Origin of the sequence: Thalassococcus arenae, from assembly GCF_019104745.1 — a bacterium.
Taxonomy (GTDB): Bacteria; Pseudomonadota; Alphaproteobacteria; order Rhodobacterales; family Rhodobacteraceae; genus Thalassococcus_B; species Thalassococcus_B arenae.
The window spans coordinates 391,389-405,682 of the sequence record NZ_JAHRWL010000001.1; the positions used below are offsets into that span (position 1 = coordinate 391,389).

Consider the following 14,294-nt stretch of genomic DNA (forward strand, 5'->3'; position numbering starts at 1 on the left):
GATGTATGCACAGATGATCAAATCCGAGGCCAGCAACGACGATCCCGAAAAGCTGGCGGAGTTCCAGGCGCGGATCGACGCCGGAGAAAAGATCGAACCCAAGGACTGGATGCCGGTCGGCTACCGCAAGACGCTGATCCGTCAGATCGGCCAGCACGCCCATTCCGAGATCGTCGGCCAATTGCCCGAGGGCAACTGGATCACCCGCGCGCCAACGCTGGAACGCAAGGCGATCCTGCTGGCCAAGGTCCAGGACGAGGCCGGTCATGGCCTCTACCTCTATTGCGCCGCCGAGACGCTGGGCGTCAGCCGCGACGAGCTGACCGAGATGCTGCTGGACGGTCGGATGAAGTATTCCTCGATCTTCGCCTACCCGACCCTGACCTGGGCGGATATGGGTGCGGTCGGATGGCTGGTCGATGGCGCCGCGATCATGAACCAGGTGCCGCTGCAACGGACCTCCTTCGGCCCCTATGCGCGCGCGATGGTCCGCATCTGCAAAGAGGAATCCTTTCACCAGCGCCAGGGCTTCGACATCATGCGCAAGATGGCGGGCGGGACCGAGGCGCAAAAGCGCATGGCGCAGGATGCGCTGAACCGGTTCTGGTATCCGTCGCTGATGATGTTCGGCCCGCCCGATGCCGACAGCGTCCATTCCAGCCAGTCGATGGCGTGGAAGATCAAGATGAACACCAATGACGAGTTGCGCCAGAAATTCGTCGACCAGACCGTGCCGCAGGCGGAATTCCTGGGGCTCAGCATCCCCGACCCGGACCTGCGCTGGAACGAGGAAACGGGGCATTACGATTTCACCCCGCCCGACTGGGACGAATTCTTTGCCGTGCTCAAGGGCAACGGCCCCTGCTCGGTCGACCGCATCGCCACCCGCCGCAAGGCCTGGGATGACGGCGCCTGGGTGCGCGACGGGCTGATGGCCCATGCCGCGAAGAAACGTGCGGCCAGGACGGCGGCGGAGTGAGCGACATGTCCAACGAATGGCCCCTGTGGGAAATCTTCATCCGCGGCCAGCACGGCCTCAGCCACCGCCATGTGGGATCGCTGCACGCGCCCGATGCCGAGATGGCGATCAAGCATGCCCGCGACGTCTATACCCGCCGCAACGAGGGCGTCAGCATCTGGGCGGTGCCGGCCGATGCCATCGCGGCCTCGTCGCCGTCCAAGAAAGGCCCGCTCTACGAGCCTTCCGAGGACAAGGTCTATCGCCACCCGACCTTCTACGACATCCCCGACGACGTGGGGCCGATGTGATGGATGCACTGTTCGAGTTCCTTTGCCGGATGGGCGACAACACGCTGGTGCTGGGCCACCGGGTCAGCGAATGGTGCGGCACCGGGCCGGTTCTGGAAGAGGATATCGCGCTGGCCAACACCGCGCTCGACCTGATCGGCCAGACGCAGATGTGGCTGGGCCTGGCAGGCGACGTCGAAGGCAAGGGCCGCAGCGCCGACGACCTGGCGATGCTGCGCGACGCCTGGGATTTCCGCAATGTCCTGCTGGTCGAACAGCCCAACGGCGATTTCGGCCAGACGATGATGCGGCAATGCCTGTTCGACCTTTGGCACGAGGCGCAGCTGGCCGCGCTGAGCACCAGCACCGACCCACGGATCGCCGCCATCGCGCAGAAGGCCGCCAAGGAGGTCGCCTATCACGCGGAACGCTCGGCCGACCTGGTGATCCGCCTGGGCGACGGCACCGAGGAAAGCCACGGCCGGATGCAGGCGGCGCTGGACCTGCTATACCCCTATGTGGGCGAGATGTTCGAAAGCGACGCAGTGGATGCCGCGATGGCCGAGGCCGGCATCGCCCCCGACCCGGCCAGCCTGCGCCCCGCCTACGACAGCCGGCTTGCCGCGCTGATGGCCGAGGCCACTTTGACCCTGCCCGACAGCCGCTTTGCCCATTCCGGCGGGCGCACCGGGTTTCGCCATTCCGAACATCTGGGCCACCTGCTGACCCAGATGCAGTGGCTGCAACGCGCCTATCCGGGGGCCACCTGGTGAAACCCGAAACCGCGCAGGTCTGGGACTGGCTGGATGCGGTGCCCGATCCGGAAATCCCGGTGATCTCGGTCGTCGACCTGGGCATCGTGCGCGACGTGGCCTGGGATGGCGACACGCTCGAGGTGGCGATCACGCCCACCTATTCCGGCTGTCCGGCGACCTCGGTGATCGCGATGGAGATCGAGACCGCGCTGCGCGACCGCGGCATCGCCGATCTGCGCCTGACCACGCGCATCGCGCCGCCCTGGACCACCGACTGGTTGTCCGACAAGGGCCGCGCCAAGCTGGAAGCCTACGGCATCGCCCCGCCGCAGGCCGCAGGCGGGCCGGAGCGCTGCCCGCATTGTCACAGTCGCACGGTCGAACGCATCAGCCAGTTCGGCTCGACCCCCTGCAAGGCGCAATGGCGCTGCCGCGACTGCCTGGAACCCTTCGACTACTTCAAATGCCTCTGAAAGACCGCCCATGGCCCAGTTCCACCCGCTGACCGTCACCGATGTGCGCAAGACGATCCGCGACGCGGTGATCGTGACACTGCAACCCGCCGACGGCGCCGACTTCACCTTTGTCCCCGGCCAGTATCTGACCTTCCGCAAGTCGTTCGACGGGGTCGAGCTGCGCCGCTCCTATTCGATCTGCGCGGGGCTGGATGACGGGGTTCTGCAAGTCGGGATCAAGCGCGTCGATGGCGGCGCCTTTTCGACCTGGGTCAACGAAGAGATGCAACCGGGCGACGTGCTGGAAGCGATGCCGCCCATGGGCCGGTTCCACACCCCGATCGACCCCGATGCGACCCGGCATTATCTGGGTTTCGCCGGTGGATCGGGGGTCACGCCGATCCTGTCGATCCTCAAGACCGTGCTGGCGCGCGAACCCAAAAGCCGCTTCACACTCGTTTACGCCAATCGCGGCGTGCATTCGATCATGTTCCGCGACGAACTGGACGACCTCAAGAACCTGCATATGGGCCGGCTGAACGTGATCCATGTGCTGGAAACCGACGCGCAGGAAATCGACCTGTTCACCGGGCTGGTCACGCAGGACAAGGTGGCGCAGCTATTCGAGCACTGGATCGCGCCGGACAGCATCGACACCGCCTTCATCTGCGGGCCCGAACCGATGATGAAGGGCATCCAGGCGGCCCTGCGCGCGGCCGGCATTCCCGACGACCGGATCAAGTTCGAACTGTTCGCCTCGGCCCAGACCGGACGGGCGAAAAAGCGCGCGGCAAGCAGGCGCGTGGATGCCTCGGACCGGACCGAACTGCGTGTCACGCTCGAAGGCACGACGCGCACGGTCAGCATGGCGCGCGATGTGACGCTGCTGGACGCCGCGCTGGAAAACGACCTCGAGGCACCGCATGCCTGCCGCGCCGGGGTCTGTTCGACCTGCGTCTGCAAGGTGATCGAAGGCGAGGTCGAGATGCAGACCAACCACGCGCTCGAGGATCACGAGGTCGCCGACGGGCTGGTGCTGTCCTGCCAATCCTACCCGGTCTCGGCGCGGGTGGTGATCGACTACGACCGCTGAGCGGACCGGCACGGATTTGCTTGGGCGCGCGATCGGGGTATCAAGACCACGGGGAGGACGGGACGCGGTGAAAACCCAGGTCGCCATCATCGGCGGCGGGCCATCGGGCCTGCTGTTGTCGCAATTGCTGCACCGCCACGGCATCGGCAGCGTCGTGCTGGAACGCCGCACCAAGGCGTATGTGCTGGGTCGCATCCGCGCGGGCGTGTTGGAACAGGGTCTGGTACACCTGTTGGAAGAGGCGGGTTGCGCCGACCGGCTGCACGCCGAGGGGTTCACCCATGACGGCGCGATCCTGGCCTGCGGCAAAGACGCGTTCCGGATCGATTTCCACCAGCGCGCGGGGGTTCCGGTGGTGGTCTATGGCCAGACCGAAGTCACCCGCGATCTCTATGCCGCGCGCGAGGCAACCGGCGGGTCGATCGAATACGAGGTCTCGGACGTCGCGATCCACGACGCGCAGACCGATGCACCCCATGTGACCTTCACGCAAAACGGCCAAAGCCGCCGCATCGACTGCGATTTCATCGCCGGCTGCGACGGCTTTCACGGCGTGTCCCGCCGGGCCATCCCGACCGATATCCGGCTGGAATACGAACGGGTCTACCCGTTCGGATGGCTGGGCATTCTCAGCGAAACGCCCCCCGTCAACCACGAACTGATCTACGCCAATTCGCCGCGCGGCTTTGCCTTGTGCTCGATGCGCAACGCCACGCTCAGCCGCTACTACATCCAGTGCCCGCTGTCGGACCGACCCGAAGACTGGTCCGACACCGCCTTCTGGGACGAGTTGCGCCGCCGCATTCCGCCCGCACAGGCCGAGACGCTGACAACCGGCCCGTCGATCGAGAAATCCATCGCGCCGCTGCGGTCCTTCGTCTGCGAACCGATGCAATGGGGCCGGCTGTTCCTGTGCGGCGACGCGGCTCATATCGTGCCGCCCACCGGCGCCAAGGGGCTGAACCTGGCCGCCTCGGACGTGTATTATCTCTACCACGCACTGCGGCGCTGGTATCATGATGACGACCGGACCGGAATCGACGGCTATTCCGAGAAGGCGCTTGCGCGGGTCTGGAAGGCCGAACGCTTCAGCTGGTGGTTCACCTCGCTGATGCACCGCTTTCCCGACCAGACCGATTTCGACCGCAAGATGCAGCAGGCCGAACTGGATTTCCTGCGCGATAACGAGGCCGCGCAGGTGGCGATGGCGCAGAATTACGTGGGCCTGCCCTATTGAGGAGAATGCGATGACCGACCGCTACGAAAAGGGTATGCGCATTCGTCGCGCGGTGCTGGGGGATGCCCATGTCGACCGTGCCGAGGCCGCGCGCGACGATCTCGACGACGCGTTCCAGACGCTGATCGCCGAAAGCGCCTGGGGCACGGTCTGGGCCTCGGACGGTATTTCCCTGCGCGAGAGGTCGATGCTGACCCTGGCGCTGCTGGCCGCGACCGGGAATTTCGACGAGATCCCGATGCATATCCGCGCCACCGCCCGCACCGGCGCCAGCAAGCGCGACGTGATCGAGGCGTTCCAGCACGTCGCCATCTATGCCGGCGTTCCGCGCGCCAACCAGGCTTTGAGGCTGGCCCGCGAGACCTTTGCCGAGATGGAGGAGTCGGGGCATGAATGACGGCCCGTTCCTGCCCCGTGACAGGTCGCGCCATCCGCCCGCCCTGGCGCCGGCCTACAAGACCAGCGTGGCGCGGTCGCCGCAGCGCGCGCTGCTGTCGATGCCGCAGACCCCGAGCGAACTGACCGGCCCGGTGTTCGGCCACGGGATGCTGGGCGCGCAGGACGACGACCTGATCCATAACTTCGCCGCCCCGGACCAGGCCGCGCTCGGCCCGCGGATCATCGTGCAGGGCCGCGTGCTGGACGAGGCCGGGCGCGGCGTGCCGGGCGCGTTGATCGAGGTCTGGCAAGCCAATGCCGGCGGGCGCTACCGCCACAAGAAGGACGGCTATCTTGCCCCGCTCGACCCCAATTTCGGCGGTTGCGGGCGGACGATCTCAGGCGCGGACGGCGCCTATCGCTTTCTCTCGATCCAGCCCGGCCCCTATCCCTGGCCCAACGGCCCCAACAGCTGGCGGCCCGCGCATATCCATTTCTCGGTTTTCGGACATGCCTTCGCGCAGCGACTGATCACCCAGATGTATTTCGAAGGCGACCCGCTGATCCCGCTTTGCCCCATCGTCAACGCCGTCCCGACGCCCCAAGGGATCGCCGCGCTGACCGCCCGGCTGGACATGGGCAAGACGGTCCCGATGGACGCCTGCGCCTGGCGCTTTGACATCGTGCTGCGCGGGCGCCGGTCGACACCGTTCGAAAACCGCCCGGAGGGCAACTGATGCCGCGTCGCCCGTACCAGGAAAGCCCCAGCCAGACCGCCGGACCCTATGTGCATATCGGCTGCATGCCCAACCTTTGCGGGATCGGCGGGATCTACCCGCACGATCTCGGCCACCGGATGTGCGGGCCCAAGGCCAGGGGCACGCCCATTACCGTGACCGGCCGCGTCATCGACGGCAGCGGCGCGCTGCTGCACGACGCGCTGGTCGAGGCCTGGCAAGCCGATGCCGCTGGACGCTACCCCGGAAACCCGGGCAGCGACCCCGATGTCACCGGTTTCGGCCGCGCCGCGGCGGATGACGACTCCGGTGACTGGCGGTTCGAGACGATCAAACCCGGCGCCGTGCCCTGCGGCGACGGTCAGGTGATGGCGCCGCATCTCACGCTATGGATCGTCGCGCGCGGCATCAACCTGGGCCTGCACACCCGGATGTATTTCCCCGAGGATACCGGCTTTCATGCCGCCGACCCCTGGCTGACCCGGATCGAGCCGCACGACCGGGTGTCGACCCTGATCGCCGAAAGAACCGGCGACGGCGTCTATCAATTCGATATCCACCTGCAGGGCGCCCTTGAGACGGTGTTCTTCGACGTCTGACCCGCGCCGGATGAGGAGCAGAAAAATGGCCGGAATCGCGGATTTCGACCTGAACCGGATCGGGCCGGAGTTCATCGAAAACCCGCACCCGACCCTGCATGCGCTACGCGAAAAGGCACCGGTTCACCGGAACCCGGACGGCTCGGTCTTCCTGACCCGCCACGCCGATTGCCGCGCGGTCTATCGCAGCGCCGCGATGTCGTCGGACAAGACCCGTGAATTCGGCGAGAAATTCGGCGCCTGCCCGCTGGGTCATCACCACACCACCAGTCTGGTGTTCAACGACCCGCCCTATCATACCACCGTGCGGCGTCTGATCGCCGGCGCCTTCACCCCGCGCAAGCTGGCCGAGATCGCGCCGTTGATCGGCACCATCGTCGATCGCCTGCTGGACGATATCGCCGGGGCCGGTGCGGTCGACCTGATCGATGCCTATGCGCGTGTCCTGCCGACCGAGATCATCAGCGCCATGCTGGGCGTTCCGCCGGCCCATCGCGCCAGGCTGCGTGGGTATTCGCTGGCCATTCTCGGCGCGCTCGACCCGGTGGTATCCGACGACCGGCTGGACGCGGGCAATCGGGCCGTGACCGAATTCGGCGCGCTGCTGGCCGACCTGATCGATTTCCGCCGCCGCCACCCCGACAAGGCGGGCCCGGGCGAGGTGCTCGACAGCCTGATCTTCGGCGAAGACGATGGCCGGCGGCTGACCGACGACGAACTGGTGCAGAACGGCATCTTCCTGCTCAATGCCGGGCACGAGACCACGACCAGCCTGGTCGGCAACTCCGTCGGACTGCTGCTGGCCAATCCGGGACAGCACCGCCTGTTGCTGGACGACCCTTCCCTGATCGCCGGCTGCATCGAGGAAAGCCTGCGGATGGACAGCCCGCTGCAGATCGGCAACCGCCGGGCGACGGCGGATGTGGCGCTAGGCGACACCGTGCTGCCCGGTGGCACCTATGTGCACACCTCCATCGCCGGGGCCAATCGCGACCCAAGCGTTTTCGACGACCCCGACCGCTTCGACATCACCCGCGATCCCAACCGGCACCTGGCTTTCATCACCGGCATCCATGTCTGCCTGGGCGCGTCGCTGGCGCGGATCGAGGGGCAGATCGCCGTGGGCCGGCTGGTGCGCCGGTTTCCAAGACTGCGCGCCGATGGCGCCGCCAAACGCCTGCCGCTGGCCCGGTTCCGCGGCTACGCCAGCCTGCCGGTGTCGCCAGGCTGAGCGAAGGCTTACTTGATACATATCAATTCCGACCTGCCCGGAATCCGACATATTGGTTGCAGTTGCAACCAATGAGGCCCGCCATGGACCTGTTCCGAACCCTGTCCCGCAGCGCCGGGCTGGCCACCGAGATGGCCGGCCGGATGGGAGACGATCCGGCGGGCGCGGTGGCCGCCGATCCCGAAACCCAGGCCGCGCACTATCGCAGCCTGGTGATGCGCTGTGCGTTCTGCACCCACCAGGCGGATTGCGCCGAAACCCTGTCCTCGGGCCGCGTTGTCAGCGCGGCACCGGATTATTGCCGCAACCGCCACCTCTGGCCCGACGGACGCCGCGCCACTACCACGGGATGAACATCAGCGTGATGACCGGGAACGCGACCAGCAGCGCCACGCGGACCAGGTCGGAGGCGACGAAGTAAAGCACCGCCTTGTAGGTCTCGACCATCGGCGTTTCGCGGTCCATCGCGTTGATGACGAACAGGTTCATCCCCACCGGCGGCGTGATCAAACCGACCTCGACCACGATCAGCACCAGGATACCGAACCAGATGGCGACCTGTTCGGTGTTCACCCGGTTCAACGCGCCCTGGTTGACCTGCCGCAGACCCAGTTCGCGGATCTGCTCGCGCGTCAGTTCGACCCCCGCCGCCAGTGCCGTGCGCGCCTCGTCCAGCGCCGCCTGCGACAGCTCGGCCCCGCTGGCCACCAGCGCGTCCAGCCGCGCGGTCTGCAATTCCACCATCGTGACCAGCCCGAAATCCAGTTCCAGCATCACCGGCCAGAAGATCGGGATCGTCAGCAGGATCATCGACAGGCTGTCCATCAGGCAGCCCAGAACCAGGTAGAAGGCCAGGATGAAGATCAGCACCAGCCAGGGGCTGAGGCCCTGGTCGACCACCCAGGCGGCGATTTCCTGCGGCACCTGTGTCAGCGCCAGGAATCCGTTGTAGAAGGCCGCGCCCAGCACGATGAAAAAGATCATCGCCGACGATCGCGCGGTGACCATGAAGCTTTCGCCCAGCGTCGCCCAGGTCAGCCCGCCGGCGAACCAGGCGATCACCCCGGTGCCGAGTGCACCGACCGCAGCGCCTTCGGTCGGCGTGAACCAGCCGCCATAGATGCCGCCCACCACCAGACCGAAGACCAGAAGCACCGGCCAGACCGCCAGCAGAGCACGCAGCCGGTCGCCATAGGACACGCGCGGCCGGATGCCCGCCGAGCCCGGGTTCAGACGGACATAGATGCCGATGGCGATCATGTAGCCGATGGCCGCGAGAATGCCGGGGATGAAGGCCGCGAGGAACAGCTTGGCGATGTTCTGCTCGGTCAGGATCGCGTAGATCACAAGCACCACCGAGGGCGGGATCAGGATGCCCAGAGTGCCTCCCGCCGCCAGCGTGGCGGTGGAAAAACCGCCGGCATAGCCATAGGCGCGCAGTTCCGGCAGGGCGACGCGGCTCATCGTGGCGGCGGTGGCCAGGGACGATCCGCAGATCGCGCCGAACCCCGCGCAGGCCCCCACGGCGGCCATCGCCACCCCGCCCTTGCGGTGGCCCAGCCAGCCCTCGGCGGCCTTGAACAGCGCCTGGCTCATCCCGCCCAGCGTCGCGAAATGGCCCATCAGCAGGAACATCGGCACGATCGACAGCGAGTAGTTGGAAAAGGTCGTGTAGGTTTCGGATTTCAGCCGCGCAAAGGGCACCGTGGTGTCGCCGGTGACGATCAGCAGCCCCGCCAGGCCGGCCAGGAACATCGCCAGCCCGATCGGCACCCGAAGGAAGATCATCAACAGCAGCGCCGGAAAGGACAGCACGCCGATCTGGATATCGGTCAATGCCCGGCCCCCTGAACATGCGGCAGCAGATCGCGCCCGGTCGCCATCTCGACGCTGCGCATCGCGGCCATGTAGACCGCGACGGCAGCGGCCGAAACCGCGCCGGACAGGCTCAGCGCGTAGGCCCACCAGACCGGGAATTCCAGCAGGAAGGTGGTTTGCCCGGTGCGCAGCTTGCCCATCATCCCGGCACCCAGCTGAACCGCGATCAGCACGAGAACGCCCGCGAACAGCATCTCGCTGATCCACAGCAGCACCCGGTTGGCGCGACGACCCAGCCGGGCGGTGAAGATGTCGACCGATGCGTGCGCGCCGCTGATCTGGCACAGCGGCAGAAAGGCGAAGATGGCAAAGGCCATGCCGGCCTCGACCAGTTCGAAATCCCCGTTCACCGGCCCGATGCCCAGGTCCAGCAGCGCCGCTGCAAGCGCAGGCGCGACAGACTCGGCCAGGTCTGAATGCAGCAATCCGTTCAGCGACCGGCCCGCGATGGACAGGCAGGTCAGCACGACCAGGGTCGCCAAAACCGCACCGCCCAGATAGGCCATCAGCCGCGACAGGCCGACAAAGAAGCCATGCATCGTCAGGGGTATCCGTTGCTTGGGTGGTCGCGACGCCGCTTCGGACGTCGCGACCGGGCCCGGCTCACATCCGGGCGTCGGCGCCCTTGCATTCGCCGCCCATCAGCCCGCGGGCCTGATCGATCAGCGCCTGGCCATCGGTGCCGCGGCCGTTCATCTCGGCGACCCAGTCGGCATAGATCGGCTGCACGACCTCGAGCCACTGGGCTGCGTCGGCCTCGGACACCGTGATGATGTTGTTGCCGGCATCCAGGGCCAGCTGCCGCGCCGGTCCGTCGGCATCGGCCTGGGTGCCGCCCGCGAAGATCGAAAACTCCAGCCCCGACTTGCTGTCAACGACCGCCTTCAGGTCATCCGGCAGGCTGTCATACTTGGCCTTGTTCATGGCCAGCACGAAGGTCAGCGTATAAAGCGCCGTGCCCGTGAACTCGGTGTGGTTCTCGACGAGTTCCGGCACCTTGAGCGCGGCGGTCACTTCCCAGGGAATGGTGGTGCCGTCGATCACGCCCTTGGACAGCGACTCCGGGATGGCGGGCACCGGCATGCCGACCGGCGTCGCACCCGTCAGTTCGAGCAGCTTGTTGACCAGGCGCGACCCGCCGCGGATCTTCATGCCTTCCAGGTCTCCGGGGGTCTCGACCGGATCGGCGGTGTGGAACATGCCCGGACCATGCACCCAGGTACCCAGGATCTTGACGTCCCGGAACTCGCCCTCTGCCATGTGCTCCTCGAACATCTTCCAATAGGCGCACGATGCCGCGCGGGCGTCATCGACCATGAAGGGCAGTTCGAAAACCTCGGTCGTCGGGAACCGGCCCGGGGTATAGCCGACCACCGTCCAGACCACGTCGGCCACCCCGTCGATGGCCTGATCGATCAGTTCCGGCGGCGTTCCGCCCAGTTGCATCGACGGATAGCGTTCGACCTTGATCCGGCCGCCCGACGCCTCTTCGACGCCGTCGGCCCAGACATCCAGAATGAGTTTCGGCACGTTTGCCTGGGCCGGCAGGAACTGGTGCAGCTTCAGCGTCACCTCCTGCGCACCGGCGCCCGCCGCGCCCAGTGCCGCCAGCGCCGCACCGCACAGCAGTGCCTTCATAGAAGCACGAAGTGTCATGGTTTGATCTCCCTTGGTTCGTTGCATCGGGCTTGTTCGCCCGCCTTTTTTCCGGCCCATCATCGGTCAAAGCCGGGAATGCGCAAGTCAACAATGCGACTTGACCGTTCGCCGGCAAGTCTCATGGCCAGGCCTCGTCGGTCTCCAGGACGCCGGGTGCAGGGCGCGGGTAGCGTTGCAGCAGGTCCGCGACCACCGCCCGGCACCGGACGGATTGCGCCGCGGGGCCAATCAGTGCCTCGGCGACGGGGTTGGCGCGCAGGACCAGCCGCCGCCAGCCATGCAGCGTCATCAGGCGCAGGGCCGCCGCCTCTCCGTCTGGGATCGATCCCGGCAGCGACCGCAACGGCTGCAAGGCGTTCGACAGTCGCGCGAATTGCGCCTCGCCGGCTTCGCGTGCCAGCAGGTCCGTCACCCAACCCGGCTGCGCAAGGGTGGCGTCGAACACCATCCAGTCGTCAGGCAAATCCGGTGCGGGCGCGGTCAGGATCATCGCGCCGCGCCCCAGCGAAAGCGCCTCGCCAGCCTCGAGCAGGGTCGCCGCCGATCCGTCGCCGGCCTGCGGGGCGATGGCCAGAACCAGACCCGACGGTGCCACCGGCGCGGCGCCGAACACCCGGTCGGCGACCCGAGCGGTCTGCGCACGTCCGGTCGCCGACAGCCGAAGATAGCCGGTGCGGCCAGCCTTGCGGCTGTCGATCCAGCCATCGCGGCGCAGCCGGTGCAGGGCCACCCGGATCGCCTCGGGCTGGATACCCAGCCGCGCCAGAAGCCGGGTCAGGACCGGGCCGGGCATCTCGGCCTTGGGGTCGCCCTGCGCCAGGTCGCCCAGGGCGGTGACGATCACCGACCAGACCTTGAGCCCGCCATCCTCGGCCAGCATGCGGGACAGTTCGGCCAGGGGGTCGGACGCGGGCGCCATGTCAGCACGCCACCATCGTCAGCAGTTCGTATTCCGCGACGGTTTCGTCGTCCTGGTTGGCCAGCCGGACATGCCAGCGCACCTCGCCATAGGCGTCGTTTCGCGGGGTCTTCTGCTTGACGGTCAGCGTCACGGCGATGCTGTCGCCCGGCACGACCGGCTTCATGAAGCGCAGGTTGTCCAGCCCGGTATTGGCCAGAACCGGGCCTTCGTTCGGTTCCACGAACAGCCCCGCGGCGAAGGACAGCAACAGGTAGCCATGCGCCACCCGGCCCGGAAAGAACGGGTTCCGCGCCGCCGCGTCCTCGTCCATATGGGCATAGAAGGTATCGCCGGTGAATTCGGCGAAATGCTCGATATCGGCCAGCGTGATTTCCCGCGCCGGGGTCTGCAGCGTCTCGCCCAAGTGCAACGCGCCGAAGCGGCGGGTGAACGGATGGGCGGGCACGGGCACCGGCGTGCCGCCGGGCTGCCAGGCCTCGCCGATGGCGCTCAGCAGGTCGGGGCTGCCCTGTACCGCGCTGCGCTGCATGAAATGCCTGACCGCGCGGATGCCGCCCAGTTCCTCGCCGCCGCCCGCCCGGCCCGGTCCGCCATGCACCATATGCGGCATCGGCGCGCCGTGGCCCGTGGCCTCGGCGGCGCTGTCGGCATTGTTGAAATAGAGCCGCCCGTGCCAGGCCCCGGCCCCCAGAACCACGTCGCGGGCAAAGGCCGGATCGCGGGTGACGACCGAAGCCACCAGGCTGCCGCGCCCGCGATTGGCCAGCGCGATGGCGTGACCGGCATCGCGGCAGGGAAGGATGGTCGCGACCGGACCGAAGGCCTCGGTCTCGTGCACCGCCCGGGCCGCGTCCGGGTCGGCGCACAGAAACAGCATCGGCGCGACAAAGGCGCCGTTCTCGACACCGTCGCCCAAAGGCGCGGCCGGCCCGGCGAACACCCGCTCGGCCTCGGCGCCGATCGCGGCCGCCTTGGCCAGCACGTCGGCCCTCTGTTCGGCCGAGACCAGCGCGCCCATGCGCACGTCCTCGCGCCGCGGATCGCCCACCGTCACCTTGGCCAGACCCGCCGATACCGCCTGGAGCACGGCCTGAACCTGCGGCTGCGGCACGATGATGCGGCGGATCGCGGTGCATTTCTGCCCCGCCTTGACGGTCATCTCGCGCAGCACTTCCTTGACGAACAGGTCGAACTCGGCCGAACCCGGCGCCACGTCCGGCCCCAGGATCGTGGCGTTTAGGCTGTCCTGCTCGGCGGTAAAGGACACGCCGCGCCGGATCAGGCCGGGGTCGGTGCGCAATTTCAGCGCGGTCGCCTCGGACCCGGTGAAGGTCACGCTGTCCTGGCAGTCCAGCAAATCCAGCGTGTCGCCCAGGCCGCCGGTGACCAGTTGCAGCGCGCCGTCGGGCAGATGCCCGCTGTCGATCATCAGCCGCACGCACAGTTCGGTCACATAACAGGTGGCGGTGGCCGGTTTCACCACCGACGGCACGCCCGCCAGCAGGCAGGGTGCGAGTTTCTCCAGCATCCCCCAGACCGGGAAATTGAAGGCGTTGATATGCACCGCCACGCCGCGCTTGGGCGTATAGACATGCTGGCCCAGGAACGTGCCGGTCTTGCCCAGTTGTTCCGCAGGCCCGTCGCGCAGCACATGCGCGTCGGGCAGTTCGCGCCGGCCTTTCGAGGCGTAGACGAACAGCGTGCCGATGCCGCCATCGACGTCGAACAGGTGATCCCTGGCGGTGGCCCCGGTGTCGAAAGACGCCTGATACAGCGCGTCCTTGTGCGCGTTGAGATGTTGCGCCAGCGCCTTGAGCATCTTGGCGCGCTGGTGAAAGGTCATCGCCCGCAGCGCAGCGCCGCCGCGTGACCGCGCGAAATCCAGCATGCCCGCGACGTCCAGCGCATCGTTGCCCGCCTGTGCGATCACCGCGCCGGTCACCGCGCTGGCGATCGGGCGCGCGCCCGCGCCGGGGCCGACCCACCGGCCGCAGACAAAGCTCTGGACATCTTGCATGGCCGCCCTCCCCAAGGACCCGGCTGAGTCCATTTCATTTATTGACCGTCCGGTTGGTTTATGCAAGCGTAACCCATCATCTGGC

The 14,294-nt window shown here is 67.2% G+C and carries 16 protein-coding genes; 11 read left to right on the forward strand and 5 right to left on the reverse strand.

Annotated elements, in window-relative coordinates:
• Position 1: 1 nt before the first annotated feature.
• The 11 genes from paaA to KUH32_RS01990 all read left to right on the forward strand — a co-directional run bounded on the left by paaA (position 2) and on the right by KUH32_RS01990 (position 8,086).
• Positions 2 to 979, forward strand: coding sequence for a 1,2-phenylacetyl-CoA epoxidase subunit PaaA (paaA, locus tag KUH32_RS01940; RefSeq protein WP_217776379.1), 978 nt, complete (start codon positions 2 to 4; stop codon positions 977 to 979).
• Between the two features lie 5 nt (positions 980 to 984).
• Positions 985 to 1,269, forward strand: coding sequence for a 1,2-phenylacetyl-CoA epoxidase subunit PaaB (paaB, locus tag KUH32_RS01945; protein WP_217776380.1), 285 nt, complete (start codon positions 985 to 987; stop codon positions 1,267 to 1,269).
• Positions 1,269 to 2,021, forward strand: coding sequence for a 1,2-phenylacetyl-CoA epoxidase subunit PaaC (gene paaC, locus KUH32_RS01950; protein ID WP_217776381.1), 753 nt, complete (start codon positions 1,269 to 1,271; stop codon positions 2,019 to 2,021). The genes paaB and paaC overlap by 1 nt, the downstream gene beginning before the upstream one ends.
• The gene (gene paaD, locus KUH32_RS01955; protein WP_217776382.1) at positions 2,018 to 2,476 is read left to right on the forward strand and encodes a 1,2-phenylacetyl-CoA epoxidase subunit PaaD; all 459 of its coding nucleotides are present in this window, start codon (positions 2,018 to 2,020) and stop codon (positions 2,474 to 2,476) included. Before paaC ends, paaD begins: the two co-directional genes overlap by 4 nt.
• A 10-nt stretch (positions 2,477 to 2,486) precedes the next feature.
• Complete coding sequence (locus KUH32_RS01960; RefSeq protein ID WP_217776383.1) at positions 2,487 to 3,551, forward strand: 2Fe-2S iron-sulfur cluster-binding protein; 1,065 nt, start codon at positions 2,487 to 2,489, stop codon at positions 3,549 to 3,551.
• Positions 3,552 to 3,618: 67 nt separating this feature from the next.
• Positions 3,619 to 4,788 carry a 4-hydroxybenzoate 3-monooxygenase gene (pobA, locus tag KUH32_RS01965; RefSeq protein ID WP_217776384.1) on the forward strand — a complete coding sequence of 390 codons (1,170 nt, stop codon included), beginning with the start codon at positions 3,619 to 3,621 and terminating at the stop codon, positions 4,786 to 4,788.
• A 10-nt stretch (positions 4,789 to 4,798) separates the two neighbouring features.
• On the forward strand, positions 4,799 to 5,185 hold the full coding sequence (gene pcaC / locus KUH32_RS01970; RefSeq protein WP_217776385.1) for a 4-carboxymuconolactone decarboxylase: 387 nt from the start codon (positions 4,799 to 4,801) through the stop codon (positions 5,183 to 5,185).
• Positions 5,178 to 5,903 carry a protocatechuate 3,4-dioxygenase subunit beta gene (gene pcaH, locus KUH32_RS01975; RefSeq protein WP_217776386.1) on the forward strand — a complete coding sequence of 242 codons (726 nt, stop codon included), beginning with the start codon at positions 5,178 to 5,180 and terminating at the stop codon, positions 5,901 to 5,903. Before pcaC ends, pcaH begins: the two co-directional genes overlap by 8 nt.
• On the forward strand, positions 5,903 to 6,502 hold the full coding sequence (gene pcaG / locus KUH32_RS01980; protein WP_217776387.1) for a protocatechuate 3,4-dioxygenase subunit alpha: 600 nt from the start codon (positions 5,903 to 5,905) through the stop codon (positions 6,500 to 6,502). Before pcaH ends, pcaG begins: the two co-directional genes overlap by 1 nt.
• 25 nt (positions 6,503 to 6,527) lie before the next feature.
• Positions 6,528 to 7,733, forward strand: a complete 1,206-nt coding sequence (locus KUH32_RS01985) for a cytochrome P450 (protein WP_217776388.1) — start codon at positions 6,528 to 6,530, stop codon at positions 7,731 to 7,733.
• An 83-nt stretch (positions 7,734 to 7,816) separates the two neighbouring features.
• The gene (locus KUH32_RS01990; protein ID WP_217776389.1) at positions 7,817 to 8,086 is read left to right on the forward strand and encodes a DUF6455 family protein; all 270 of its coding nucleotides are present in this window, start codon (positions 7,817 to 7,819) and stop codon (positions 8,084 to 8,086) included.
• Here the strand turns inward: KUH32_RS01990 and KUH32_RS01995 are convergent.
• The 5 genes from KUH32_RS01995 to paaZ form a co-directional block, all read right to left on the reverse strand.
• Positions 8,073 to 9,521 (reverse strand): TRAP transporter large permease, encoded by a 1,449-nt coding sequence (locus tag KUH32_RS01995; protein WP_431358185.1) that lies wholly within the window; start codon positions 9,519 to 9,521, stop codon positions 8,073 to 8,075. The genes KUH32_RS01990 and KUH32_RS01995 overlap by 14 nt on opposite strands.
• Positions 9,522 to 9,565: 44 nt before the next feature.
• Positions 9,566 to 10,150, reverse strand: a complete 585-nt coding sequence (locus KUH32_RS02000) for a TRAP transporter small permease (protein WP_217776391.1) — start codon at positions 10,148 to 10,150, stop codon at positions 9,566 to 9,568.
• A gap of 64 nt (positions 10,151 to 10,214) precedes the next feature.
• A complete protein-coding gene (locus KUH32_RS02005) occupies positions 10,215 to 11,267 on the reverse strand; it encodes a TRAP transporter substrate-binding protein (RefSeq protein WP_217776393.1) in 1,053 nt (350 codons plus the stop codon).
• A gap of 121 nt (positions 11,268 to 11,388) precedes the next feature.
• Entirely contained in the window at positions 11,389 to 12,189 is an 801-nt protein-coding gene (locus tag KUH32_RS02010) for a hypothetical protein (RefSeq protein ID WP_217776394.1), read from the reverse strand.
• A gap of 1 nt (position 12,190) precedes the next feature.
• A complete protein-coding gene (gene paaZ, locus KUH32_RS02015; RefSeq protein WP_217776395.1) occupies positions 12,191 to 14,209 on the reverse strand; it encodes a phenylacetic acid degradation bifunctional protein PaaZ in 2,019 nt (672 codons plus the stop codon).
• Positions 14,210 to 14,294: the final 85 nt, after the last annotated feature.